Source organism: Pseudomonadota bacterium (assembly GCA_016927275.1).
In the GTDB taxonomy this organism is placed as follows: Bacteria; UBA10199; UBA10199; order 2-02-FULL-44-16; family JAAZCA01; genus JAFGMW01.
The window spans coordinates 1-26658 of sequence record JAFGMW010000005.1; the positions used below are offsets into that span (position 1 = coordinate 1).

Consider the following 26658-nt stretch of genomic DNA (forward strand, 5'->3'; position numbering starts at 1 on the left):
AGCTCCTCGCCCAGCACCGAGAATATGAAATCGGTGTGCGCCTCCGGGAGGTAGAACAGCTTCTGCTGCCCCTGCCCCAGCCCGCGGCCGAAGAGGCCTCCCTCGTTTATGGCCACGAACGACTGTATCATCTGAAACCCGGAGCCGTACTGATCGTCCCACGGGTTGAGGAACGCGAGTATCCTGCGGCGCCTGTACGCGGAGCCGGCGACCAGGGCGGCCGCGATCGGCACGACCGCAGCCACAAGGCCCAGCAGGTACGGGAGCCTCACCCCTGCCACGAACATCATGAACCATGTGATCGCAGCGATGGTGGCCGCCGCGCCGAAGTCCTTCTGGATCAGTATGCACATGGCGACCAGCGACATGAACATGATGTGCGGCAGGAACCCGACCCCGAAGCTCTTTATCTTCTGAGACTTCTTCTCGAGCGAATATGCGAGGAATATTATCATCGCTATCTTCGCCGCCTCCGAGGGCTGGAAGGCCAGCGGGCCCGCCGACACCCAGCGGGTCGCGCCGCCGATCGTCTTGCCGACACCGGGGATGAACACTGCGCCCACGAGCGCCAGAGCCGCGAGCAATATGGGGTACACGAACCTCCTGTAGCTCGCGTACGGGAAGCGGGTGGCCACAGCCATGCCGATGAATCCGACTGCGGCAAACGCGGCGGTCCTCTTGAGGAAGAAATAGCTGTCCCCGAAGCGCTCCCTGGCCAGCACAGCGCTCGCGCTGTAGTTCATCGTGATCCCTATGCCCACGAGCATGATCACGCAGAACAGGAGCTTCGAGTCCAGGTGCACCCTCTGGTAGTCCAGGTCTCCCATCTCGCCTTCTATCTCCTTGGCTGACCCAGTCCGCCGGACGCGAGCCTTCTGACCGCGTCCGCAAATGCCGCCCCCCTGTGGGCGTAATCACGGAACATGTCGAACGACGCGCACGCCGGGGAGAGCAGCACGACATCTCCAGGCTCCGCGTCCTTTGCGGCCACGCACACCGCCTCGTCCATCGAGGAGGCCCTCTTGATCCTCGTGCACGGGGCAAGGGCCCGCTCCATCTCCGGCGCGGCCTCGCCTATGAGGACCGCCTCCTTGACCCTGCCGCGCACGGCGGGCGCCAGTTCGGAGAAGTCGCAACCCTTGGAAAGGCCGCCCGCGATGAGCACAATCGGCTCGTCGAAACCCTCGATCGCGCGCGCGGTGGCGCCCACGTTTGTCCCCTTCGAGTCGTCGTAGTAGCGCACTCCTTTGTGCTCCGCCACCAGCTGAACCCTGTGGGGGAGCCCCTCGAAGGTGGCGAGCCCTTGCGCTGCGGAGCGGGGGTCGGCCCCGGCCAGCCGCGCCGCGAGCAGCGCCGCCAGCATGTTCTCGCGGTTGTGCCCTCCGGCCAGCCTCGCCTTCGAAAGGGGGTAGCGCTCAAGGGCCAACCCCTCCGCCTGAACGCAGAGATCGCCCCCCTCGAACCAACCCCTGCTCCGGGCGTCGCCTTGCGCCTCCGATGCCGCACCGCCGGTCGCGTCGAACGGCACCAGCCTGCAGCGGGAGTCGGCCACCGACCTGGAGACCGACCCGTCGGCCGCGTTGTATATCCCGAAACCCTCGGGCCTCATCTGGGAGAACAGCTTCGCCTTGCTGGCCACATAGGCCTCGAAGCTCCCGTGCCTGTCGATGTGGTCGCGCGTCGCGTTAAGCCACACCGACGTGTCTGCAACGAGAGACGGCGTCGTGTCCATCTGGAAGCTCGACACCTCGAGCACCACGAAGCGGGCGCGGTTCGCCTCCTCCACCACCTCAAGGATCGGGGTCCCGATGTTGCCGGCCACGCACGCCTCTATGCCGGCCGAGGAGAGCAGATGCCCGATCAGCGCCGTGGTGGTAGTCTTGCCGTTGGTGCCCGTGACCGCGATCACCGGCCTGGCTATCCTCCGAACCGCAAGCTCCATCTCGCCCACCACCGGTATGCCCCTCTCCGAGGCGAGCCTCAGGGAGTCGAGATCGAGCGGGACGCCCGGGCTGGCCACTATGAGGTCGCTGGACAGGGCGAGCCTTGGGTCGTGCCTGCCTAGCGAGAGGCTGATGTTGTTCCGCTCGAGATCGGCGGAGAGCTCCATCATCGACTTGCGGGGCCTTAGGTCCTCCGCGGTCACGAAAGCTCCCTCCCGCGCGAGGAAGCGCGCGGCGGCCACCCCGGAGCGGCCGAGCCCTACGACCAGGACTTTTTTCTCCCTCAGATCGTCCATCTATCCCTCACTCCGAAAGGTCCGGAGGATCATCGCAGCTTGAGCGTCGCCAGAGACGCCAGAGCGAGGATTATCGCTATTATCCAGAACCTCACTATCACCTTCGACTCGCTCCAGCCCTTCAGCTCGAAGTGGTGGTGGAGCGGCGCCATGCGGAACACCCTCCTGCCGGTCAGCTTGAACGAGACCACCTGGGTGATGACCGATATCGTCTCCAGGACGAATATCCCGCCGATGAAGACGAGCAGCACCTCGTTCTTGGTGACGACCGCTATGTAGCCCAGCAGCGCGCCCAGCGGAAGCGAGCCCACGTCGCCCATGAATATCGAGGCCGGGTGGGCGTTGTACCAGAGGAAACCGACGCACGCGCCGACCACGGCCCCGCACATCACCGCCAGTTCCCCCGCGCCCGGCACCGACTGCACCGCCAGGTAATTGGCTATCGCCGCATGTCCCGCGATGTAGGCGAGCACCGCGTACGCCAGAAACGCCACTATGGACGGAACGCTCACCAGGCCGTCGAGGCCGTCGGTGAGGTTCACGGCGTTCGAGGCGCCCACTATCACTATCGCAGCGAACGGCACATAAGCCCAGCCGAGGTTGGGCGATAACTCCTTGAAGAACGGCAGCGCCAGGTCGCGCGAAAGGCCTATCGCGTCGAAGAGCACCAGCACAGCCGCGGTCCCGACCGCGATCTGCAGCGGGAACTTGAAGCGGGCCCGGAGCCCCTTCGGGTCCTTGAGGATCACCTTGCGGTAGTCGTCTATGAAGCCGATTATGCCGAAAGCGACCACGACGAAGATCGCTGCGAGCACGAACGGCTCCATGAACTTGGACCAGAGAAACACCGACGCGAACACCGAGGCCCAGATGAGCAGGCCACCCATGGTGGGGGTGCCCCTCTTGTCCATGTGCGTGACAGGGCCGTCGTCGCGCACCGTCTGCCAGAACTGCTTCGCCGCGAGCAACCGTATGATCGCCTTGCCGAAGACGAAGTAGATCAGCATGGCCGTGAAGGTGGCCATGAACGTCCGGAACGTGATGTACCGGAAGAGGTTGAAGCCTATGAACTGCTCGCGCAGCGGATATAAGAGATAATATAACATAGTCCGTGACTCGTGACTCGTGACTCGTGACTGGTGACTGGTGAAAAGCGACTATTCGCTATTCACCGGTCAGAATTCACTCAACCTGTCCCGATCTCCTGTTTCAGGTGATCGACCACCCGCTCCATCCTCATGCCGCGTGACCCCTTGACCAGAAGCACGTCGCCCGCGCGCAGCTCCTGCCCGAGGAGCCTCCCCATCTGCTCGGCATCGTCGCAGACGATGAGCGACGATTCCGACAGCCCTGCCTGCAGGGCCCCCCCGGAGACCTCCTGGGCAAAATCGCCCAGCACGTATATCGGATCCGCCCCGGCCTCCGCGGCCGCTCTTCCCACCTCGCGGTGGAGCTCGGCCGACTGCTCGCCCAGCTCCAGCATGTCGCCAAGCGCAACGACGAACCTGCCCGCCCTCTTCGCAGCCCCCACGGTCCTGAAGGCGGCGCGCATGGAGCCGGGGTTGGCGTTGTACGAGTCGTTGACCATCCTCGCCCCGTTGGCCAGCTGCGTCCTCTCGAGGCGCATGGCCATGGGCGCAAACGAAGAGAGCCTCTCGACCGCCTCACCGTCTGGGACGCCCAGCGCAACACCGATGGTGAGCGCGGAAAGCGCGTTCATGACGTTGTGGGCGCCCGGCACCGGCAGCACGGCGGTGTGCTCACGGCCCTGCATCGACACCGCGAGCCTCATCTCGTCCAGGCCGTTGCTCTCCATGTTGAGAAACTTCACGTCGCAGTCGTTCTGCATCCCGAAGGTCAGCCTGTCGCCGCGATGCAGCTTCGCGGCCTCCATGACCCACGGGTCCTCCGCGTTGACGCACGCCACGCCCCTTCCGCCCATCGCCTCGAAGAGCTCGCCCTTCGCCCTGGCCACCGCCTCCACCGTGTGCAGCTTCTCGAGGTGCGCAGCGGTCACGTTGGTGATGAGGCCGATGCCCGGCCTCGCGATCTCCGTGAGACGCTTTATCTCGCCGGGCGCGTTCATTCCGATCTCCAGTATCGAGGTCCTGTGTTCCCCGGTCCAGCGGAAGACCGTCAGCGGAAGCCCTATGAGGTTGTTGAAGTTCCCCTCGGTCTTGAGCACCGGGCCCCTCGAGGCCGCTATCGCCGCGGCCATCTCCTTGGTCGTGGACTTGCCGTTGCTGCCGGTGACGGCGACGCACGGGACGTCGAACCTCCCCCTCCACCAGGCCGCGATGTCGCCCAGGGCCCTCGCGGTGTCGTCCACGAAGACGGCGCTCGCTCCCTCGGGGATGCTCGTGCCCCTGCGGACCACCACGGCGCCGGCGCCGGCCGCAAGCGCGTCGCCCACGAAGTCGTGGCCGTCGAAGTGTGCGCCCTTTATGGCTATGAAGAGGTCGCCGCGCGCGAGCTCCCTCGTGTCTATGCAGATGGACGAGAATGGGGCGCCGGAGGCTCGCGTCGCCTCTCCTTTGGCAGCCCGGGCTATGTCCATGAGGCTGAAGTTCATCCCCTTGCCTTCCTCTCCGCAAACGACCTCGCGAGTTCCTCGCGGTCGTCGAAGCGGTGCCTGGCCGTGCCCACGATCTGGTAGTCCTCGTGGCCCTTGCCGGCGACGACTATCACGTCCTTCGCCGCCGCCATGCGCACCGCCGCCCCTATCGCCTCGCGGCGGTCCGTTATCACCTCGTAGACGCCCCCGTCGCCGCGCCGCTTCATGGCCCTCTCCACGCCGGGCACTATCTCGGCTATGATGGCGCGCGGGTCCTCGGTCCTGGGGTTGTCGCTGGTCACTATCGTCACGTCGGCGAGCTCGGCCGCGACCGCGCCCATATCCGGCCTCTTCTTCCTGTCCCTGTCGCCGCCGCATCCGAACACCGCTATCAGCCTTCCGCCGGACTCCCGCGCTATCTCCCCGGCGTGCGAGAGCGCGTTTTTCAGCGCGTCGGGCGTGTGCGCGTAGTCCACCAGCGCCAGCACGCCGAGGCTGTTCTCGACCGGCTCGAACCTGCCCGGGACCGCGGCCACCCCTGCGATCCCCCTGGCGATCGCCTCGGGCGCCATCCCGAGGCCGATCGCGGCCGCGGCAGCGGCGAGTATGTTCTGCGCGTTGAAGCTGCCGCGGAGCGGGGAGGCGCAGTCGATCGCCCCGGAAGGGGTGGATATCCTCATCGAGATCCCGGACGCGGAGAGGTTCAGGCAGGACCCCCTCACGTCGGCCCTGTCCCCAAGGCCGTAGAGCAGGACCGGGACCGAGGAGCACGCGGCCATCCTGGGGCCGTGCTCCGCATCGGAGTTTATCGCGGCAAAGGCGCGTCCCTTGCCCCCTTCGGCCAGCACCCTCTCGAAGAGAAGCGCCTTCGCGGCGAAGTAGGCGTCCATCCCCACGTGATAGTCGAGGTGCTCTGGAGTGAGGTTCGTGAACACTCCCGCGTCGAAGGCGCACCCCGCGACCCTCTCCTGCTCGAGGGCATGGGAGCTCACCTCCATCGCGCAGCTGTCGCATCCGGCGTCCCTCATCCTGGCCAGGAGCCTCTGCAGATCGAGCCCGAGCGGAGTCGTGTGCGGCGCCGGCTCCCTGCTCCCGGCGAAGCGGTACTCGACCGTGCCGATCACGCCCGGCCTCCTGCCGGCGGCACTGAATATCGACTCCAGCAGATAGGTGGTCGTGGTCTTCCCGTTGGTGCCTGTCACCCCGACGATCGTCATAGCGCGTGACGGCTCGCCGAGCATGCGCGACGACATCAGCCCGAGCGCTCTGCGGGAATTGCGCACCTGCACGTTGGCCGCCGCGGCGCCGGCCTCGATCGGGCGCTCGCTCACGACCGCCGCGGCGCCGCGCGAAACTGCTTCCGCGACGAAATCGTGCCCGTCGCGGCGCGCGCCCCTCAGGGCGAAGAAACAGGAGCCCGGCCCGACCATGCCCGCATCGCAGGCGAGATCGCGCACCTCGACGCCGAGCCGGCCCGACGAGCCCAGCACCTCCACGCCCTCTATGAGTTCACAAAGCCTCATGCGTCCGCCCGCCGCTCACATCAGCGGCCTGAATTCGACCCTGCACACCCCGCCGGAGGCCAGCGCGCTCCCCGGCTCGGGCCATTGCCTCACGGCGATCCCGCTGCCGTGGAAATTCCACTCTATGAAGGCGTCGCCCGCCGCCGCGAGCACGCCGCGCATGGTCATGCCCCTGAAGTCGGGGAGCACCCACGACTCCTCGTCCCGCCTCACCACCTGCTGCGCTTCATCGCCGTCGGACACGATCGCAGGGACGTCCTCCGCCGAATGGGCGGCGGGCTGCACGTCTGCCGTGATCATCGGCACGGCGCCTGCCTTCCCGGCAGGGACCTTCATGTAGCGCAGCACCTTCTCCACTATCCTTCGAAAGACCGGGGCCGCGACCTGGCCGCCGTAATACTGCCCGTGCGGCTCGTCTATCCCCACGAATACCGCGATGCGGGGGTCCTCGACCGGCGCGAAACCCACGAACGACGAGTAGTAGCGCCCCTTCGCGTAGACGCCTGAGCGGAAATCCACCTTCTGCGCGGTGCCGGTCTTTCCCGCGACCCTGTAGTCTATGCTGGAGGCGAGAGTCCCGGTGCCTTTCTCCTCGACCACCGCCTCGAGAAGCCTGATCATGGTCCGCGCCGTCTCCGGCCTTATCGGCTGCGACACCACCTCGGGCCTCCTCTCCATGATCGCTGTGCCGTCGCCGGCCTCTATGCGCTCCACCACGTAGGGCCTCATGAGATTCCCGCCGTTGGCTATCGCCGCGAATGCCATGGCCATCTGCAGCGGCGTGACCGATATCCCCTGGCCGAAGGCGACCGTTGCGTCCTGGACCGGCGACCACTCCTTGTAGCTGCTCAATATGCCGGCGGTCTCGCCGGGCAGATCGATGCCGCTCTTTTTCCCGAAGCCGAAGCTCCTTATGGACTCGTAGACGCGCTGCCTCCCCAACCTCTGGCTCACCTTGTAAGCCCCGATGTTGCTGGAGAGCTTTATTATCTCGGCGACCGAGAGCATGCGGTAGGGGTGCGCGTCCCTGATGACGTGCTTGCCTATGCCTATCTTTCCCCCCTCGCAGTCCAGGACGTCCTCCGGGGAGACGAGTCCGCTGTCGAGCGCCGCGGCGACGACTATCACCTTGAAAGTGGAACCCGGCTCCTTCGGGTCGACAACCGCGCCGTTGCGCCAGGAGGAGAGCGGATACTTCGAGTACTCGTTCGGGTCGAACGTGGGGTGGCCGGACATGGCGAGTATCCTGCCCGTCCTCACGTCTACCACCACCACATCGCCGCCCTTGGCGTTCGCGCCCCTCACTCCCGATTCAAGCTCCGAGTCCGATATGTACTGCATCGTCTTGTCGATGGTGAGCCTCACGCTGCGCCTGTCAAAGCGCTCCTCGCCTCCTGTGGGCGAGAGGTAGAGGTGCCCCCTGGCGTCGCGGCGAAGGTCCTCGGTCCTGGAGCGCATGGCCAGCGAATCGTCGTAGTACAGCTCGACCCCGCCCAGCGGCTCGCCGTCGAGGCCCACCGCACCGAGGAGATTCGCTCCCACGGTACCGTTCGGATACGAGCGGCGTCCCTCCTTCATCGAATATACCCCCCCGATGCCCGCCTCCTTCACGAGGGCGGTCTCCTCGGGGGTCGCCCACCGCTTGACCCAGACGAATTTTCGCCTGGAGGAGAGCCTCTCGAGGAGCCTCTTGCGGTCCAGGGAGAGCACGCCCGCCAGCCTGGCCGATGCCTCCGCCGCGTTCTCTATCTCCCTCGGATTGGCGAAGATGGAGTCGGCTGTGACGTCGATGGCCAGATCCCTTCCCTCGGCGTCGACGATCTTTCCCCTCATGCTGTTTTCCATCACCGCGGTCCTGTACTGCCTCAGCGCAACCTTCTCCAGCTGCCGGTTGTCCTTGAGATGAAATGCGACCGCCCTGCTCGCGAGCAGGGCGAAACAGAGCGCGAAGAACGCGCCGACGATGTAGAGCCGCCCGACGCCGCTCGCCTCCCTGTCCCGCCCCCTGTCAGCGCTTCGAAACCTCGGCATCATCACCCCGTCTGTCGGCATCGCCTGTTCCGCCGGCCCTCCTGAGCAGCACCACCTCGTCGCCCATGGGCAGCCTCATGCCGAACCGCTCGCTGGCTATTCTCGACAGCCTGTCGGGCGCCCTCAGCTCACCTATCTCGGCCTGGAGCATGTCGCGCTGGCGCCCGAGCTCCGTCACCTCGCTGCGTATCCTGCTCACCTCGTAGCCCAGCTGGATCACCTGTATCCTGGTCCACACGAACAGCAGCGCCACCAGCATCACTACAGCCAGCAGCGAGAAAACCTGCCTGAGATACCTGCGGCTCGCGACCGCGGCCTTGTCGGCTATAGGCTGGCCGCGGACCGAGCTCATCATCGGCATCGCAAGGACCCTGCTCATCTAGCCCGCCCTCCTGATCGCCCTGAGCTTGGCGCTCCTGGCCCTTGGATTCTGATCCGTCTCATCGTCCTCCGGCGCGAGCGCCCTCTTCGAGAGGAGCTCGAAGCGGCCCGACGCGGCGAGCCTGCGGAAGCGGTGCTTCACCAGCCTGTCCTCGAGCGAGTGGTAGCTCATCACCACGAGCCTCCCGCCGGGCTTGAGCACCAAAGGCGCAGCCTCGAGAAACTTTTCGAGCTCGCCGATCTCGTCGTTCACCGCTATCCTCAGCGCCTGGAAAGTGCGCGTCGCGGGGTGTATCCTTCCCCGCCTCCGGAACGGCATCGCCCTTTGCACCGCATCGGCCAGCTTCGCCGTGGTGTCGATGTCCGAGCGCCCGGCGATCGACCTCGCGATCCTGCCAGCGAAGCGCTCCTCGCCGTATTCCCTTATGACCCTCTCGAGCTCCGCCGCGCTCGATCCCCTTATGAGATCGGCGGCGGTCAGTTCGCATTCGCGGTCCATCCTCATGTCGAGCGGGCCGTCCCTCATGAACGAGAACCCCCTCTCGCCGTCGTCGAGATGACGGCTGGAGACGCCGAGGTCCGCGATCACCCCGTCCGCGCCGTCGAGGCCCAGCCCCTCGAGGACATCGGCTATCTCGCTCATCCTAGCCTTCACGATCCTTGAGTCGCCGGGCATCGACGAGAGCCTGGCGCTCGCTTCCTCTATCGCGCTCTCGTCCCGGTCGATGCCCACGAGGACCCCGCCCGGGGAGACCGCCTGGAGCATGAGCGCCGCATGGCCGCCGCCGCCGAGGGTGGCGTCCACCGCCACCGATCCCGGGGAGAGGGCCAGAAGCCCGAGCGCCCGATCCGCCATCACCGGGATATGGAAGCCTCTTTCGCGCGAAGGGGAGGACGCGCGGTCGGTCATTGCAGGTCTCCGTCCGGGGCGTCCCCGACGAAGGCGAGCAGCGCCTCCTCCACCGAGGAGTAGATCTCCTCGCTCAGCCCCATGGCCTCGAGGATGTTCCGCACGTAACCGCTGGCCGCCGCCATCTTCAGGTCGCCGCCGTCGCACTGGAACTCTATGATCCTCTCCGCTATGCGCTGGACAAGCCGGTAGTCGAGGTGCCTGAGCCCCTCGAAGTTGAGAACGACGTTGTGCTGATCGCATTTCGACAGCGAAGAGAGGACCTCGTCGAGGACGTGCCCGTTGCGGCGCGACAGCTCGCCCCTCACCCCGACCACCGATATGTCGTGAACTCGACTGACCTCGAACATCTGCATTCCCCTTGAGCCCGGCTAGAGCCCCAGCTCGGCGAGCTTCTCACCCATGGAATCGATCTTCACCTTCGCGATCCGGAACGCCTCCTCCCAGCGATCCTCGGCCCAGATCTCTATCTTGCGGGTCATGCCCACGATCACCACGTCCTTTGAGAATCCGGCGTAGGTGCGCAGCGAGGGCGGGATGAGGATCCTGCCCTGCCCGTCGATCGGACACTCCGCTGCTGCCGATATGAAGATCCTCTGCAGCGCCTTCACCGCATCGGAGAACTGCGGGAGCTCGGAGACCTTCTTCTCCAGCGCCTGCCACTCGGCCACGGGATAGGCCCACAGGCACTCGTCGAAATTTGTGATGATCAGCCTCTCGTCGAAGCTCGAGGAGAGGATCTCCCTGAACTTGGAGGGTACGGAGAGCCTCCCCTTGGCGTCGAGCTGATGGTTATATATCCCACGAAACATGCGCTATTCCCATGATTTAGGAATTCATCCCACCTATCCCCACTTATTGGGAAAATAGCGACAAAAGGCAAAGGCAGTCAAGATTTTTTGCTCTGTAATACCTTGAAAAAACAGGGTTTTTTGAGCTAAATCGAAAAATCGTGTCGGATAAAAAAGAGTCTTTAAATCCAATTGTTGGGATGACTGATAAAAGTAATGTATAGAGTATGGGAATAACTCATTGATTAATAATGTCTATTTTTTCAAAGAACTTTTGAATATCTGCCTTGCCAGAGACGTCCATCTGGCCTGATTCTCCGCGTTATAAAGCCGTGGAAGAGGCATCAAATCAACTTTTCCGGGGATAATCAACGAGAAAACAAGGCTGGAAAACGCTTTGCAGAGGATCGAGCAGCACGTCCCCTCCTGAGGATGGCACGGCCGCACACGACCACCGCTGCCGCTGCGGCTGCGGCGATCGCGATGTCGATGAGATACCACGGACCGCCGAGCGGAAATTCAAACCCCCTCACGTGGTTCAAGAAGGTCCAGGAGTTGTTGAACGCGTGACAGAACGCGGCCGCCCAGAGCGAGGCCGTGGCGTAGAACACCCAGCCGAACAGCGCGCCCAAAAGGAAATAGAGATGCGCGTGATACGGGTTGCCGTGCATGAGCGCGAAGAGCGCCGACGCAGCGGCGATCGCCCAGGCGCTCCCCCACCTCGAGGACAGCGATCCCTGGCAGAATCCCCGGAAGAAGAGCTCCTCGCAGACCGCCGGCACAAGGCACAGCAGGAAGAGTTTCCATGCGACCGCGCCCGGGGTCTTCGCCTCCATGAGCCTTTCGAGCGCCCGCTCGATCTCGTCCGGAAGTGGGAATACCGTCTCCGAAAGCACGGTGGCGTAGTCGAGGAGGATCACCGAGCCGAGCATGAAGATCGCCAGCAGCGCGTACATCGATGCGCCGACCCGGCCGGCCGGAGAGATCCTCGATGCGTCGAGCCTGAACAGATAGACGAGAAAGAGCGGCACGCCGGCCACCGCTACGACCTCGTTGAGCAGGACTCCCGCCGAGACCCACCCGGCGCGCACGACGAGGTTCGCCGGGATCTGCAGGAGCATCACGAGGGCGGCCGCCAGGAAAACCAGCGCCGGCGTCGCCGCGCCGCCGGGCCCCGACATCGCCCTCGCCCATCCTGAGTTGATGAGTTTTTCCTTCATCAGAGGGGCTCAAGTTAAGTTCAAGTATAACAGCTGTCAAGCCTAAGGGCCGCAATATGCACTTGGCATCCGATCCAAAACGACCTAGGTTTTGCGCCATGAAGCGGGCGCGGGCACTCAGGCGGGGCGACACCATAGGGATAGCGGCGCCGTCCAGCCCGTTCGACAAGGGCCTCTTTCAGAAGGGGGTCAGGGCCATCGAGTCTCTGGGCTTCGAGGCGCGCTTCAGAAAAGACATATTCGACCAGAACCGCTATTTCGCCGGCACCGAGCAGCGCAGGGCGGACGAGCTGATGGAGCTCTTCGCCGACGACGGGATCGCCGCCGTCATGTTCGCCCGCGGCGGATACGGCAGCCAGCGGGTGATCCCGTTGCTGGACGCAGCTGCGATCGCCGCGCGCCCCAAACCGGTGGTCGGGTTCTCGGACATCACTGCGCTGCTGACCTTTCTCAGGCAGAGCGCGCACATCCCCACTCTCTACGGCCCGGTCGTCACGCAGCTAGGGAGGGACCGCTCCCACGTGACGATGGAATCGCTGCTGCGAGCCCTGACCTCGCACTCCCCCATCGGGGAAATCTCCGCCGCCGGGGCCAATGTGATGAAGCCGGGCCGCGCCTCGGGCCGCCTCGTGGGGGGCTGCCTCACGCTAATCAACTCCAGCATCGGCACCCCATACGAGATGGACACCGAGGGTGCGGTGCTCTTCATCGAGGACACGGGGGAGAAGATCTACGTCCTCGACAGGATGCTCACGCAGCTTCGGGCCAGCGGCGCCCTCTCAAGGGCGCGGGCGCTTCTGATCGGCAACATCATCCCGCCAGATGGGGAGAGACACGACATGGAGGCGATGTTCATGGACGTCCTGGCCGACTTCAAGGGCCCCGTCGTGGATCAGTTCCCGGCCGGCCATTCGGACGAATTCGTGACACTCCCGCTGGGCGTCGAGGTCGAGATCGACGCCCCGGCCGAGGGCGCACCGAAGATAACGTTCACGGAGGCGCTCCTCCCATGACCAGGCGCATAGACTCGGCCTTCAGACACGCCATCTCGGACGGCGTATTCCCCGCCGCGGACGTACTCGTGGCGAAGGAGGGAGAGGTCCTCTACAGCGGCCGCTTCGGCCTGGCCAGGGAGTGCACCTGCTTCGACATCGCATCGCTCACCAAGCCGATCGCCACCGCAACCCTCACGATGATGCTGGCCGCGGACGGGCTTCTCAAGCTCGACGACACGGTCTATCAGTGGCTGCCGGGCGCCAGACAATCCGCGCACAGGCAGATGACCGTGGCCCACCTCATGGACCACGTGAGCGGGCTGCCGGCGTGGCAGCCGTTCTACAGGGTCATCCCGATGTCTCTCATCGGGACCGAGGAAGGCCGCAGCATGATCCTCGAGGATTGCTACGCCGAGGAGCCTGTGGCAGAGCCCGGGTCGAACACCATCTACAGCGACATCGGCTACATCCTTCTCGGCGAGATACTGCATCACGCGGCCGGGGAGCCGCTGGACCGGCTCTTCGCGAAGAGAATAGCGGAGCCTCTCGGCCTTGCCGACACCTTCTTCGTGCGCGTAAGCGGAGAGATGCCCACGTCGTCGCGAAGGACAAAGACCAGGGCCGACCAGCACGTGCCCACTCCAAAGTACGGCGCGCCCGACGAGAGGCCGGTTCGAAGGCCGGGCGAGCACCGGCGCTTCGCACCGACGGAGGACTGCCCATGGCGCGAGAGGGTGGTGCACGGCGAGGTGCACGATCAGAACGCCTTCGCGCTCGGCGGCGTCGCCGGCCACGCCGGGCTCTTCTCGACCGCTGAGGACATACACCGCTTCGCCCTTGATCTCGTTCGCTGCTACAGGGGCGAATCGCGATGGTTCGATCCGGAGATGCTCCGGCAGTTCATCAAGGAGGGCAAGCGAAAGCCCGCCGGAGAGCAGTTCGTCGCCGGGTGGAACAGGCCGTCGCTGAGAAACTCCGCATCGGGGCATCGCTTCTCCGCCAACTCGATCGGACACCTGGGCTACACCGGCTGCTCCATCTGGATCGACCTGAGCCGCTATTACTGGATCGTGCTGCTCACCAACCGCATCCATCCGACCTCCACAAACCAGATGATCACCGCCTTCAGGCCCGCGATCCACGATTTGATCTACGACGAGCTCATCGCCTAGCCGGTCGCGAATCGGGATATTTCGTTCCGAGGGGCGGCAGGTCCGCGCAACGCCTCGATTTCACTTGCGTTTTGAACATGCGTATCGTAAAAAGTTCAGATAGTTCAATATGTTAGAATGGGAGAGGTGTGTGAACAATAACCTATGAAGATACACATGTTAGGCATAGGCGGCACCGGGATGGCGGCCCTGGCGGGGCTTCTCGTCGAGTCCGGGCACAAGGTCAGCGGCACCGACGAGGCGATCTATCCTCCGATGAGCGATCAGCTCGCATCGCTCGGGATCAGGCCTTTCAAGGGATACAAGCCGGAGAACATCGCCGCCGCAGACCCTCAGATGGTCGTGATCGGGAACGTGATCCGTCGCGACAACCCCGAGGCCCAGGAGGTCATGCGCCGCGACCTGCCATATCACTCCATGCCCTCGGCCCTGGCGAAGCTCTTCCTGGCGGGACGCACCCCCATAGTGATAGCCGGGACGCACGGCAAGACCACCTCGTCGAACCTGGCCGCATGGCTCCTGGAGGCAGCGGGGGAATCGCCCGGCTTCCTCATAGGCGGGATCGGCAACAACTTCGGCAAGGGCTTCTCGCCCGGGCACGGCCATCTCTTCGTGGTGGAGGGGGACGAGTACGATTCGGCGTTCTTCGACAAGGGGCCGAAGTTTCTCCACTACATGCCGCAGGCGCTGCTCATCACGTCGATCGAGTTCGACCATGCGGACATCTACCGCGACCTTGACCACATGTTCTCTTCGTTCGAGAGGCTTGCGCAGATCGTCCCGCCGGACGGACTCGTCGTCGCCAACGCGTCGGACCCTCTGGCGCTCAAGGCCGCCTTCAAATCCCAGGCCCGCATAGTCACCTACGCCGCCGCCGGGGAGGCGGACTACAGGCCCGAGCGGATAAAGGCCTCCGCAGAGGGCACCTCCTTCGTGATGGCAGGATGCGAGTTCCTGCTCCCCCTCTGGGGGGATTACAACCTTGAGAACGCGGCGGGGGTGCTGGCTATGCTCCTCGAATCGGGCATCGACCCGAAGAGGCTGGCCGCGGGCCTGGCCGGGTTCAAGGGGGTGAGGCGCAGGCAGGAGCTGGCGGGCGAAGCGGGGGGCATTTCGGTCATAGACGACTTCGCACACCACCCGACCGCGGTGGCCAAGACCATCGCAGGGACGAGGGAACGGTTCCCAGGCGCGCGCATCTGGGCGATCTTCGAGCCCAGGTCCAACACCTCTCGAAGAAACATATTTCAGAGGGAGTTCGTCGATGCGCTGGCCGGGGCGGACAGGGTGATACTGGCCAGCCCCTACAGGGCCGACGCCATACCGGCGGAGGAGCGGTTCAACCCTGACGAGGCGGCCTCGCTGCTCATGCGCCGCGGCGTGGACTCCCATCACATCGAAGAGGTGGATCACATGGTGGAATTCGTGGCGCGCGGCGCGGAGAAAGGCGACGTGCTGCTCGTGATGTCGAACGGCAGCTTCGGGGACATAGTCAAGAAGCTCCTGGCCGCGCTCGAGGCAAAGCGCGGCTGATCGGCCGGCGGGGAGCCGATGACGATAAGGAAGACCCACAAATTCAGAAGGCTCATAGGCCTGATGGCCCTGCTGTCCGGCTTCGCGGGCGCGTGTGCCTGGCTCGCGAACCGCCCTGAGACGCTCGCCCATGCCCTGGCCGTCGTAAACGCCGGCGGACGCGTCGAGATCCAGGCGGGATCGTTCAAATGGAGCCCTGTCCAGGGAGAGATCTCGCTGGACTCCGTATCGTTCCTCGACAAAAAGAGCGGCAAGCGCGCCTTCGCCGGCAGCGTAAGGATCGACTACGCGATGCTCGGCCTCGTTCGCGGGAAGCTGGTCGTGGACGAGCTGACAATAAGGGACCTGAGGATTGAGATTCCCGGTCCCGCCGGGCCGGCAGCCGGAGGCCCGCACAAGAGGCTCGACACCGCAAGGCTCATGCTGCTCAGGCACATCGAGGTGCTGGACGCCGGGGCCTTCGGGGTCACGGTGTCCATTGCCGACAAGGCCGAGATGGTGATCGACGAGCTGCATGCATCGCTCGTGCCCAGCATGCTCGGCGACGCGAGGCTCGCGGTGCGGGCCGACGGCGTGGTGCTCGGCAGGGACGACAGGAGGCTGGTCGCCGCCGGGTCGGCGTCGCTCAAGACCTCCACGCGCCTCTCGCGATGGAGCAACGAGTTCCCCTACGTCAACTCCTTCAGCGGTCAGCTCAATGTGCGCGACCTTTCGACGAGCCATATCTCCGCGGAGGAGATAGAGGCAGGCCTCACCTTCGAGGACGGAAAGATAGAGGCAGGGGATTTCTCCATCCAGATTCAGGGGAGGAGGCTCGCCGGCAGGCTCGCGGCCGACACCTCCGACGAGTCGTTCGACCTCGAGATCAGGATGCCAAGCCCGATCTCCATACCCAGCTTCGGCATAGAGCCCAGGGTGTTTGAGACCGCCGGCGGGCTGAGCGGGGCCATCGGGCTCAAGGGGACCGGGTTCTCTCCGCTGAAATCCAAAGGCTCGGGTTTTGCTTCGCTCACGCACCGATTCGCTGCGGCCCCCGATCACCCGGCGTCGCTCGACTGCGCCTTCGACTGGAGCGGCGGCAGGATAACGATATCGGCCGGAAGGGCCAGGGTCGCGGCGAACGATATCGCCCTGGGCGGATCGGTCGACGTCGCCGGCAAGTCCATGGACCTGACCGCGAGCGGGTCCCGCTTCCCCGTCGAGCGGGTGTTCGAGAATTTCGGCAACGAGCACCTGAAAAAAATATTCGGCGCGACCGACTTCGAGGCGCGCGCCGGCGGCTGGGGCAAGGGGTTCCGCATCGGGATAAAGGGCACCACGACGGACGGAGGGTGGAAGCCGATCTTCGCCGATCGGGTCGAGACCGAGCTCGACATCACCTACGACGAGCTCTCCATGCGAAACGCGATCTTCTCCGGGCAGAGGCGGACGGGCACATCGGACCTTACCGTCAGGTTCGGCGCGAAGATGGCCGACGGCCACCGCAGGAAGGACATCGACTTCGAGGCGAGCGCCGCCGACATGCCTCTCGAGAGGCCGATGCGCGAACTCGGGCTCAGCGGGACCGCGGACGGCACGGTCGAGATCAGAGGCCCTCACACCGACTTCCGGGGCGTCGCTGTCATCACCGCCAGGGACGGGGCGTGGCGCTCGATCCCTTTCGAGCACGCTTCGGTCCGGCTCGGAATATCGCGCGAGAGGATCGACTTCAGCGACATGGAGGTCGCGCTGCAGGGCTCGCCGCGCTCGAAGCTGGCAGGGGGGCTGGTCGCAGATCTCCTCCCCGGCAGGATGCGCCTGCACGGGGAGCCGATCCAGGGGCTCTCCGTCGACTCGGCGTACGCCTACGATTCAAAGACCTGGACCTTCACCGAAATGAGCTGGACCGGCCCGGGCGAAGAGAGGCTCGTCGCGAGGGGCAGGTTCGTCTCCGACGGGCCCATGGACATATCGGTGGCGGGCTCGCTGGACGCGGCCACCCTCTCTAAGCTCACCCCCTCGCTGTACCGCGGCGAAGGGCCCATCGACGTGGACCTCTCGGCGCGCGGCAGCGGGAGCGACCCCAGGTTTCACGGCACCGTCACCTTCAGGAAGAACTCGGTGCTCCTGAGGAGCCCCAGGCTGGAGCTGCAGGAGCTCTCCGGATCGGTGCGCCTCGAAGGGCAGCGCGTCCGCCTCGACGGCATCTCTGCAAAGATGGACGAAGGATCGATGAAGCTCTCAGGCTGGCTCGACCACCAGGGGTTCAGGCCCGCCCAGTCCGACCTCACGCTCACCGCCAAGGGCATGACGTGGCGATCTGAGGACGGCTATCTGATGCTGGAGTTCGAGGGCGCCCTCTCCCTCGCCGGAAGGTTCCCGAACCCCACGCTCTCCGGCGAGGTCGTAATCCAGGATGGCAGATACACCAAGGACTTCATGATCTTCGAGGCCATGGCAGGGGGCGGGAAGGCGCCGGAGCCGGCCCGCGCCGAGGCTCTCGATTTCGACCCGAGGCTCTCGCTCTCCGTCAGGAACTCCGGCGACATGGAGATCAGAAACAACGTCGGCGACATATGGCTCAACGTGAACATGGCACTCTCCGGCACGCGGTCGAGGCCGGCGTTCGCAGGCTCGATAAACGCCACCGGCGGATCGGTGCACTACCTGGGCCTCAAGTTCGACATAACGAGGGGGTTCGTGGAGTTCAGGGGAGATCTGCGATCGCCCTACATCGAGGTCTATGCGGAGAAGGAGATCGACGCATACAACGTGAGCCTTGTGCTCCACGGCCCCGTCGACAACCTGGCGCTGGATCTGTCCGCCACGTCGCCCTCCGGGCCGCTCGAGAAGCGCGACGTGGTGTCGCTAATCCTCTTCGGGATGACCGAGCAGGAGCGCATCGCCACGCAGAGGGAGGGGCTCTCCTCCGCCATGATCGCCCAGTCGATCACCAGCGTCATCGAGAGACCTGTTCAGAAATTCACAAGGCTCGACGTGTTCAGGCTCGAGGCCGCCGACGCCGGCTCCATCGGAGTGCAGAGGCTCAACGTGGGCAAGAGGCTGTCGGACAGGTTGACCGTCGGTTTCTCGACGGACATAGGCACCGACAACGCCGTCCAGACCTTCTCGGCGGAGTACCAGATCACCGACAATCTCCTGATCAAGGGGTCGCAGTCCACCGATTCTACGTACGATCTGAGCGGGATACTCAGATTCAGGCTGAGATAGGAGAGGCGTGGGACTTCCCCGGAAGACAGCATTCGCCATGGCGGCGGCCCTGATGATCGCGCCTGGCATCGCCGCGGCCGAACAGATCTCCTCGGTGGTCATAAACGGGCTCGAGACCATTTCGGAGGACAAGGTCCGCGACGTCATAGACATCGAGCCGGACGAAGAGTTCTCCCTGGCCGTGATCGACCGCTCCATAAGGTATCTTCGCGCCTGGAGCGTATTCGACGAGATATCGGCGAGCCCGACCATGACTCCCGAGGGCGTGGAGATAGTATTCTCAGTGAGGGAGGCGACCATCGTCTCGGCGATCGAGGTCAGCGGGAACTACCCGTTCGTCGAGAACAAGGTGCGCAAATACCTCACGCTGCACGCGGGCGACATCTACACGCCGGAGCGGGTCGACGAGCAGATCGGCCGCATCAAGGAGTTCTACGCGAGGCAGGGCTACGTGGGCACAGAGGTGTTCGTGGGGCAGGAGGAGAACCCCGAGGTCAACGGGGTCGACCTCGTGTTCAAGATAAGCAGGGGTGCCTCGCTCCGCTACAGGAACATCGTCGTGGAGGGGAACACCGCCTTCCCGGACAGCCGCTTCGCGTCGGCGCTGAACACCTGGAAGCAGTACTCGGAGTCCAGGCTCCGCGCCTCGATCGAGAAACTCCGCAACGCGTACTATTCCCGCGGATACCCGAGGGCCAGGATAAGGGTCGCCGACAAGACGGTGGATCTCGACTCCGGGAGCGTGGACCTCCGTCTCAAGGTGAGCGAGGGGCCTCACGTCGACATACGCTTCACAGGCGCCCAGCACACGAGCAGGGGCACGCTGAGAAAGCAGCTCACGATCTTCAGGTTCGGCTCCATAGACGAGTTCGAGATGGAGGCCAGCGCGGAGGCGATAAGGAAGTTCCTGAGGGGGCGCGGCTACCCCGACGCAAAGGTGAACTGGAAAAAGACCGACGTCTCGGCCGACGAACTGATCGTCGAATTCCATATCGACGAGGGCCGCTCGCAGAGGATCAAGCAGCTCAGGTTCCGCGGCAACAGGGACGTGGGCTCGGGCAAGCTCTCCAAGAACATGAAGAACAGGCGCATGGCCATCGGCCATCGCGGCACCTACTTCCCCGAGTACGTGATAGACGACGAGAGGGCGATCAAGGCCGCCCTTTCGAGGGAGGGGTATCTGGACGCCGAGGTGGGGCAGTGGCAGGTGGAGACCACGCCGCAGGGGTACGCGCTCGACGTGACCATCCCGATCGACGAGGGCCAAAGGACCACGGTCGGGGCGATCGACTTCACAGGCAACGACTCGTTCGACGCCGCCAGGCTCGAGAAGGCTCTGAAGATCAGGCCGGGCCATCCTCTCAACGCCCCAGGCCTCGAGGACGACCGCCTGAGGCTCATCTCGTTCTACAGGAACAACGGCCACCCCTACGTCGAGGTGGTGCAGGAGTTCTCGACCGGCCCGGACGACATGGCCACGGTCTCCTACCATATAAGCGAGGGCCATGCGGTGAAGATCGGGAGGGTCCTCATCGTGGGGGACGTGCTCACGAGCCAGCGCGCGATAATGGGGGCGATGGAACTCAAGGAAGGCGACCCGTTCAGCGAGAAGAAACTCATAGACAGCCAGCTCAACATACGCAGGCTCGGGCCTTTCTCCTACGTGAGCCTGGAGACCGTCGGCGTCGCCGAGAAGCAGGACATCGTGCACGTCAAGGTGAGGGTCGAGGAGCAGAGGCCGTTCATGATCGACCTCGGCCTCAACTACTCGACGGACGAATCGCTCACCGGGCAGCTCATCTTCAGGAACATAAACGCCTTCGGCTGGGCCAAGACCAACACGCTCAAGCTCATGGCCGGCGTGAACCTTTCGAAGGCCGAGATCGGCTGGTACGACCCCCGCTTCTTCGGCAGCAGCTTCGAGATGACCGGCGGCGCCTGGATCCAGTACAAGAAGGCCCCGGCCTACGCCTACACGCAGATGGCCGGCACCCTAGGCTGGGCGCGCAGGCTGCGCCGGCTCGCCTTCTATTTCCAGTGGGAGCTCGACCGCAATTACTTCGTGGAGGGGGACTCCACCGCCGCAGACGCGGACAGCCTCAGGGACAACACCATATCCAAGATATCGCTGACCCAGAGCTTCGACACGCGCGACAGCTTCTCCTATCCGACGAGGGGGATATACACCATAGCCGGCGTGGACATATTCAACGAGATCAAGGGAAACGATGCCAACTTCGTCCGCTTCAAACTCAAGGGCGAGCTCGACTACGGCTTCTTCTCAAGGCTGGTATTCTCGACGTCTCTCAGGCTCGACCGTATCCTCACCATCGGCAGCAACGTGAGCGTGCCGACGAACGAGCTGCTGTTCATGGGCGGCGACGACACGATCCGCGGCTTCTCGTACCAGTCCCTGGGCCCGGTGGACGCCGCAGGCAAGGCCACAGGATCGAGGGCCCGCTGGATATTCAACGAGGAGCTGAGGTATCTCTTCTTCAAGAGCTTCAGCGCCGCGGCGTTCTTCGACATGGGCAGCCTGACCAACGAGTTCTCAGAAGTGGGATGGGACACCACGGTGCGGCGCTCCGCGGGCGTGGGACTCCGCTACAACACACCGGTCGGGCCGATCCGCGCCGACTACGGATTCAAGCTGGACCGAAAACCGGGCGAGTCGCGCGGCCATTTCCACCTTACCTTCGGATACCTGTTCTGATAGATGCCCTGCCATAGCGGAGTCCGGAGTCTTCTCGAGGGAGCATCAAGGCGCGCCTACGAGACGAGCGTACGAGGAGATCAAAAGGTCGATTGGCGTCACGGCTTGGAGGCTGACGCGAGGAAGACATCCAAGCCGCGCGACGCCAACGACCTTTTGACGACGAGAAGCGAGCGAAGTGCGCCAGCGGATGAGAGAAGACTCCGGACTCCGCTATGAAACACGAGCCTTTGATTTCTGCAGGTTTTCCGGATTGAGGATCAGGCGCTGCAGCAGCTCCATGTTGATCGGCTTGCCCGAGAAGAAATCGTCGAAGAACTTGTTGGCCGCGTAGTAGAAGAGCCCGATCATCTCCAGCTGTCCCAGCATGAACTCGGCGCGGCGGCGTTCCTCCTTCGGCAGCGTGACCTTCGCCTCGGTGACCTTGGCGCGGGTGCGCTCGATCGTCGTGATGGCGTCGGTGAGCGTCCCCATTATCTTCTCCAGGAAACCGGTGATCACCTTCTTGGGGTATGTGCGCTCGGCGGCGTAGTAGTCCTTTCGCGAACCCTTGACCCAGACCTTGCGGACCAGGCCGTACTCCTCGAGCATGCGGATGTTTATCGAGATGTTGCTCTTGGAGACGCCGAGCCTCGAGCCTATCTCGTCGAGGGAGAGCGGCTCCTCGGAGAGAAAGAGCAGGGCGTATATCTGCCCCCCCACGCGGTTGATCATGCCGAGAAGGGCGCTGGATATCTTGCCGGCGCCCTGCATGAAGGTCTCCATCGCCTCGTCAAGGAGCCTGTCGCCTGCGTCTCTCTTCGTCGGCTTCGACACCATCTTCACCTCTGGAGAGCCCTGCGCCGCCCGCTGGGGCGCCGTCGTGACGGAAGGACGCCCGGCCGCGCTCGGACCCGTACCTGCCCCACAGCTCCTCGCGGCCCTCGGGGGTCGAGAGCTTCGTGATCAGCTGGGGGATCGACTCCCTGCCCTTGCGGTCCTGGTTGTCCAGCGCGTTCATGATGTAGACCATGCGCTGGACCGCCGTGAATATCGTCATGCCGGCCACGAAGAGGATCGCCATGATCATCAGGACGGGGGCCGGGCTGGACCACCACCTGTGCAGCGCCATGGTCATCAGCGGATCGCAGACCGCCGCCACCCCGAGGTAGACGATGCGCTCCGGCCTCTGCATCATGCCGACCCTGCAGTCTATGCCCATGCCCTCGCCGCGGGCCCTCGTGTAGCTCACCATCTGGGAGCCGATCATCGCGGCGATGGTGATGGGCAGCATGAAGGAGTTCCTGAAGAAGTAGCCAAGCCCCATGAAGCAGGCGCCCTCGCCGAAGCGGTCCATTGCCGCGTCGAAGAATGCCCCGGAGCGGGAGGTCCGGCCCGTGAGCCTGGCGACCCTGCCGTCGAACATGTCGAAGGTGGCGCCGAATATCATCACCCATCCGGCGTAGCCGAACCAGCCGCGCGCGAAGAGGTATGCGGCCGCGCACGAGAAGAGAAAGCCCAGCATCGTGATCGTGTTCGGGCCCATCCTGAGCCTCACGAACAGCCTCACGATCGGGTCGGTGGTCCAGAACCACCACTCCCTCGTCCCGCTGGAGAGGAACTTCGACGGGTCGTTCTTGGTGCCCTCGAAGGTGCGCGCAATCCGCTTGCGCCCCCAGAGCTGATAGGTGAGGTAGGAAACGAGCAGGGCGACGTTTATGGCCAGTATCGGGCCCAGCGTTATCCAGATCGGGTTTATGCCTAGCAAGGACATATGCGCCTTTGTCCCTCTAATTAGCTGAATTATTGAGGTTTTGAGCCTGCATTGGTCGTACATTTTCCGCTCAAAGTCAAGCGATGCAATGCTATGATTTCCCTTGCCAATCAGGCGGTTGGCGCGCTAGAGAGCAGGGCCCATGTCAGACAAGCCCAAACACAGGTTCTGGAGGGGAAAGGTCCTGCCCAAGCTCGCGCTCACCGTGGTGCCGCTGCCCCGCAACACCTTCTGCTCGATCGACGTCACAAACAGATGCAACCTGCGCTGCAGGCATTGCTACTACTTCTCCTATGACCAGGATCGGGGCCCCGAGCTCTCGGTCGACGAGTGGCTGGCGCGAATCGAGAGGATGCAGGCAGGCCGCGGCGCGTTCTTCTCCTGCACCTGGGTGGGCGGGGAACCGCTTCTCAGGCGCGAGCTGATCGAGCGCGGGAAGGGCCTCTTCCGCGCCAACCGCGTGGTCACGAACGGGACGCTTCCGCTGCCGGAGTGGCCGGACGTGGAATTCCACGTCTCGATCGACGGCACGCGCGAACAGCACGACTACATACGCGGCGAGGGCTGCTACGACAGGATCATGAAAAACATCCGCGACGGCCGCTGCGAGGGTCTCAACATCGCGGTCGCCTGCTGCCTGAACCGCTCGAACGCAGGATCGATCGAGCGGATCCTCTCCGAGTTGAGAGAGATACCCCACATCCGCCACGTGCTCTTCGACTTCATGACCCCGGTCAGGGGGGTGGAGGAGGGGATGTGGATCACGTTCCCGGAGCGGCACGAGATCATCGACAGGCTCGAGGCCCTCAGGGACACCTATGGCTCCTTCATCGGCGGCCCCCCCGGCACCTTCGACCTCATGCGGCTGGAGAACAAGTCGAGCTGCGTGGGCCCCAACTGCGTCTTCGTGAAAAACGGCACCGCGTTCGACGCGTGGGGCAACGTGAAGAAGCCGTGCGTCATCGGCCCCAATGCCGACTGCGACCGCTGCGGCTGCATCGTCCCGTTTTCCCTCAGGGCCTGGAAGAAACCCTCGAACCTCCTTCGTGAAATCTTCCGCGACATCAGGAATCGCAATATATAGTTATGCCGTCGTGCGCCAGACCTCTTCTGGCTGCTGGGGCCTTCGCTCCGTTACTCGTCGTGAAAAATCGGCTGGCTTCTGTGGATTTGGTGTCTTCCTGCCTGTCAGGCCCCAAAACCACGAAGCCGGTCCGATTTTTCACTTCCTCATACACTCCGCTCAGAACGCCCCTTTAATGCAGCTGCGAAGAGGTCCTTCCCGCACGACGGCATAAAGAATAATACGAATCTTGCGGAACGGATCGACGCGCTCTTCGCAGCGGGGCTCACGGAGGCCGGGTGCCGTAGCCTGTCATGATCCGGCCGACGTGGCCCAGCGAGGAGCCGGCGCCTGAGGCGACGAGCGTAGCGAGAAGAGCGCGTCGATCCGTTCCGCTTGCGCGATTCAGCCATAAAAAAGAAGCCCCGGGAGAAATCCCGGGGCTTCCGTTTGCTGCCTTACTCCTATGAGCTCAGGATTTAGAACTCATAGCCGAACGCCAGCGCGCCGCCGAACACGTACTCGGTGTTGCCACCGCCGGCCGGATTGACGATGTCGAACCTCGGCTCGACGCGGAACTTCGCGCCGTCGGCGATCGCGTAGTTGATCGCCAGCGTGATCTGATGCATCGACTGCTCGGCGCCCGTCAGGTTGGCAGGCGTGAGGGGCAGTGAAACAGCGAGGTTGCCCGGATCAAACTGCTTCGCGAACACGTAGCGGAGCGTTCCGTCCCACACATCGCTGAACACGTACTTGAGGTTCAAGAGGCCGCCCATGTACTCGGTGTTGCTGCCGCCGAACGCGTTGTCGCGGCGGAAGATGCCCTCGACGCCCAGGTTGAACGCCTCGGTGATCCACCAGCTCAGATCCAGGTCGCCCAGGTACGTGAAGTGCTTGTTGCTCAGGCGCGTCTCCGGACCGAACTGGCCGCTGATGCCGAACGTGCTCTCTGAACCCTCTTCGCCCCAGTTGAAGCCGAGGCGCATACCGAACGACGGGACATCGTTGACCTTGATGTCGCTGTCCTGCGTCAGCGTGTTGACGATGTAGAAGTGGAAGTCAACCAGGTCGCTGAACGCGTAGTAGATCTTCAGACCGGTCGTGTTCGTGGAGCGCAGGCCGGTGGAGATCACCGACTTCGAGATCGTGTCGTTGTCGATCACATCGACCGCCTCGAAGCCGATCGGGGTGTTGAAGCGGCCGAGCAGGAACTCGATGCCGTTGCCGACCGGGATGTTCGCCGTGGCGTAGGCCTGCTCGAGCACGAACCCTGCCATTCCCGCACCGCCCGAATTCACGCGCGCGAAGTCCAGATCAGCGCGCAGCCTCACGTTCTCGCCAAAGCTCTTCATGATGTCGAGCTCTACTTCGTCGACGAAGAACGAGAGATAATCTTCGCTGGGGGCCGGGATGACGCCGGGCGTATTCATGTACTTGCCCATCGGGCCGCTCGTGTAGGCGATGTCGCCGTCGAAGGTGCCGTATGTCGTGGCCTTGTTGTTGTGGTGCTGGTAGCCGCCGCCCGCCATGATGTGGCCTGCCATCTCGAAGCCGCCTGCTACGTACTTCTCCTGTGCGGAGGCGTTCGCTACAAACGCGAAGAGGCCGATCGCCAGGGCAATGGTAAACAGTTTTTTCATGTTGTTACTCTCCTTTTCCGATTTTCGCCTCCGAGGACAGGGATCATTCCCTCCCCCCGGAATGAACTGCCGAGCACAGATGCCGTACGATGTATGTGTCTTCCCGCGGAGTGGCCGTTCGGAGAGTGCACCCCCTTTCCTGGCCTGGATTTCCGCTTGGGTTCTCAAGTTTTGGAACAACCCGTCTAGCTTTTCGATTTCCCCCTGTCAACCCGAGTCCTGAAACAATGCGGCCCAGCACGGGTCGACATGATGAGCATCTACCTTGGATTTTAAAGAAAGCACTTTAGACCCGCAAGAGAAAATATATGTTAAATAAGAGTTTTTAGATTTTATACGCCGCACGCACAAGAAAACAGCTTATATGGCCCTTTTTCCCTTGACTGGACTGGCCTATGTCAATTAATTGAATAATATCATGGAGATAAATCAGAGCAAGGCCAGGGTGCTGGTCGTGGACGATGAGCCGGAGATCCACGCGGTCCTGGGAAAGTTGCTTTCAAACGAGGGGTACGAGGTGGAGAGCGCCTACAGCGCCGCCGAGGCAATTGAGTCCATCCGTGGGAAGAGGCCGGATCTCATCCTCCTGGACATAATGATGCCCAAGGTCTCCGGGATAGAGCTGTGCAACCGCCTCAAGTCCGATCCTGCGACCAGCGACATCATGGTTCTCATCGTCTCCGCGCGCGACGCGCAGTCGGACCGCATCGAGGGGCTCACCCACGGCGCGGACGACTACGTCTCCAAGCCGTTCCATCTTCGCACCCTCGCCCGCAAGATCGAGCACATGCTCGACAAGAAGAAGAAGGCCGATTTCGAGAAAGAGATAGGTAGGTCATAACCTGCCTCGGGTCCCTGCCGGCAGGCAGGCTGTCGTCGGATCACCCCCATTCGACAAATTCCAAGCACCAAATCCCAAATTCCAAATAA

The 26658-nt window shown here is 63.7% G+C and carries 21 protein-coding genes; 7 read left to right on the plus strand and 14 right to left on the minus strand.

Translation table 11 applies throughout. The annotated features are described in order from the left end of the window. The 11 genes from JXA24_00185 to JXA24_00235 form a co-directional block, all read right to left on the minus strand. On the minus strand, positions 1-827 hold an 827-nt coding region (locus JXA24_00185; protein MBN1282177.1), incomplete at its 3' end, for an FtsW/RodA/SpoVE family cell cycle protein. A gap of 8 nt (positions 828-835) precedes the next feature. After that, the gene (gene murD, locus JXA24_00190) at positions 836-2239 is read right to left on the minus strand and encodes a UDP-N-acetylmuramoyl-L-alanine--D-glutamate ligase (protein MBN1282178.1); all 1404 of its coding nucleotides are present in this window, start codon (positions 2237-2239) and stop codon (positions 836-838) included. 29 nt (positions 2240-2268) lie between these two features. After that, positions 2269-3345 carry a phospho-N-acetylmuramoyl-pentapeptide-transferase gene (locus tag JXA24_00195; GenBank protein ID MBN1282179.1) on the minus strand — a complete coding sequence of 359 codons (1077 nt, stop codon included), beginning with the start codon at positions 3343-3345 and terminating at the stop codon, positions 2269-2271. 80 nt (positions 3346-3425) lie between these two features. Then, the gene (locus tag JXA24_00200) at positions 3426-4811 is read right to left on the minus strand and encodes a UDP-N-acetylmuramoyl-tripeptide--D-alanyl-D-alanine ligase (GenBank protein ID MBN1282180.1); all 1386 of its coding nucleotides are present in this window, start codon (positions 4809-4811) and stop codon (positions 3426-3428) included. Beyond that, a complete protein-coding gene (locus JXA24_00205) occupies positions 4808-6316 on the minus strand; it encodes a UDP-N-acetylmuramoyl-L-alanyl-D-glutamate--2,6-diaminopimelate ligase (GenBank protein MBN1282181.1) in 1509 nt (502 codons plus the stop codon). Before JXA24_00205 ends, JXA24_00200 begins: the two co-directional genes overlap by 4 nt. Before the next feature lie 15 nt (positions 6317-6331). Further along, complete coding sequence (locus tag JXA24_00210; GenBank protein ID MBN1282182.1) at positions 6332-8347, minus strand: transpeptidase family protein; 2016 nt, start codon at positions 8345-8347, stop codon at positions 6332-6334. Beyond that, positions 8325-8726: a cell division protein FtsL gene (gene ftsL / locus JXA24_00215; protein MBN1282183.1), complete on the minus strand. Its 402-nt coding sequence runs from the start codon at positions 8724-8726 to the stop codon at positions 8325-8327. Before ftsL ends, JXA24_00210 begins: the two co-directional genes overlap by 23 nt. Further along, positions 8727-9584 (minus strand): 16S rRNA (cytosine(1402)-N(4))-methyltransferase RsmH, encoded by an 858-nt coding sequence (gene rsmH / locus JXA24_00220; protein MBN1282184.1) that lies wholly within the window; start codon positions 9582-9584, stop codon positions 8727-8729. A 50-nt stretch (positions 9585-9634) separates the two neighbouring features. Continuing rightward, complete coding sequence (locus tag JXA24_00225) at positions 9635-9988, minus strand: STAS domain-containing protein (GenBank protein ID MBN1282185.1); 354 nt, start codon at positions 9986-9988, stop codon at positions 9635-9637. A 21-nt stretch (positions 9989-10009) separates the two neighbouring features. Beyond that, on the minus strand, positions 10010-10450 hold the full coding sequence (mraZ, locus tag JXA24_00230; protein MBN1282186.1) for a division/cell wall cluster transcriptional repressor MraZ: 441 nt from the start codon (positions 10448-10450) through the stop codon (positions 10010-10012). Positions 10451-10797: 347 nt separating this feature from the next. Then, positions 10798-11649 carry a CPBP family intramembrane metalloprotease gene (locus tag JXA24_00235; protein MBN1282187.1) on the minus strand — a complete coding sequence of 284 codons (852 nt, stop codon included), beginning with the start codon at positions 11647-11649 and terminating at the stop codon, positions 10798-10800. 98 nt (positions 11650-11747) lie between these two features. Here JXA24_00235 and JXA24_00240 point away from each other — a divergent pair, with 98 nt between their 5' ends. The 5 genes from JXA24_00240 to bamA all read left to right on the plus strand — a co-directional run bounded on the left by JXA24_00240 (position 11748) and on the right by bamA (position 21272). Continuing rightward, the gene (locus JXA24_00240) at positions 11748-12662 is read left to right on the plus strand and encodes an LD-carboxypeptidase (GenBank protein ID MBN1282188.1); all 915 of its coding nucleotides are present in this window, start codon (positions 11748-11750) and stop codon (positions 12660-12662) included. Next, the gene (locus JXA24_00245) at positions 12659-13816 is read left to right on the plus strand and encodes a beta-lactamase family protein (protein MBN1282189.1); all 1158 of its coding nucleotides are present in this window, start codon (positions 12659-12661) and stop codon (positions 13814-13816) included. The genes JXA24_00240 and JXA24_00245 overlap by 4 nt, the downstream gene beginning before the upstream one ends. A 144-nt stretch (positions 13817-13960) precedes the next feature. Further along, complete coding sequence (locus JXA24_00250; protein ID MBN1282190.1) at positions 13961-15349, plus strand: hypothetical protein; 1389 nt, start codon at positions 13961-13963, stop codon at positions 15347-15349. An 18-nt stretch (positions 15350-15367) separates the two neighbouring features. Further along, positions 15368-18559, plus strand: coding sequence for a translocation/assembly module TamB domain-containing protein (locus JXA24_00255; GenBank protein ID MBN1282191.1), 3192 nt, complete (start codon positions 15368-15370; stop codon positions 18557-18559). A 37-nt stretch (positions 18560-18596) separates the two neighbouring features. Further along, entirely contained in the window at positions 18597-21272 is a 2676-nt protein-coding gene (bamA, locus tag JXA24_00260; protein ID MBN1282192.1) for an outer membrane protein assembly factor BamA, read from the plus strand. 213 nt (positions 21273-21485) lie between these two features. On the opposite strand, the gene JXA24_00265 is transcribed toward bamA, so the two are convergent. Both JXA24_00265 and JXA24_00270 read right to left on the minus strand, forming a co-directional pair. Next, positions 21486-22091: a MarR family transcriptional regulator gene (locus tag JXA24_00265; GenBank protein MBN1282193.1), complete on the minus strand. Its 606-nt coding sequence runs from the start codon at positions 22089-22091 to the stop codon at positions 21486-21488. Continuing rightward, positions 22045-23025, minus strand: a complete 981-nt coding sequence (locus JXA24_00270; protein MBN1282194.1) for a CDP-alcohol phosphatidyltransferase family protein — start codon at positions 23023-23025, stop codon at positions 22045-22047. The genes JXA24_00265 and JXA24_00270 overlap by 47 nt, the downstream gene beginning before the upstream one ends. Before the next feature lie 142 nt (positions 23026-23167). On the opposite strand from JXA24_00270, the gene JXA24_00275 reads away from it, so the two are divergent. Further along, positions 23168-24109, plus strand: a complete 942-nt coding sequence (locus JXA24_00275) for a radical SAM protein (protein MBN1282195.1) — start codon at positions 23168-23170, stop codon at positions 24107-24109. Positions 24110-24567: 458 nt separating this feature from the next. Here JXA24_00275 and JXA24_00280 read toward each other — a convergent pair whose 3' ends face one another. Then, a complete protein-coding gene (locus JXA24_00280) occupies positions 24568-25728 on the minus strand; it encodes an outer membrane beta-barrel protein (protein MBN1282196.1) in 1161 nt (386 codons plus the stop codon). Between the two features lie 418 nt (positions 25729-26146). Here JXA24_00280 and JXA24_00285 point away from each other — a divergent pair, with 418 nt between their 5' ends. Further along, entirely contained in the window at positions 26147-26569 is a 423-nt protein-coding gene (locus JXA24_00285; protein MBN1282197.1) for a response regulator, read from the plus strand. The last annotated feature ends 89 nt before the right edge of the window (positions 26570-26658 follow it).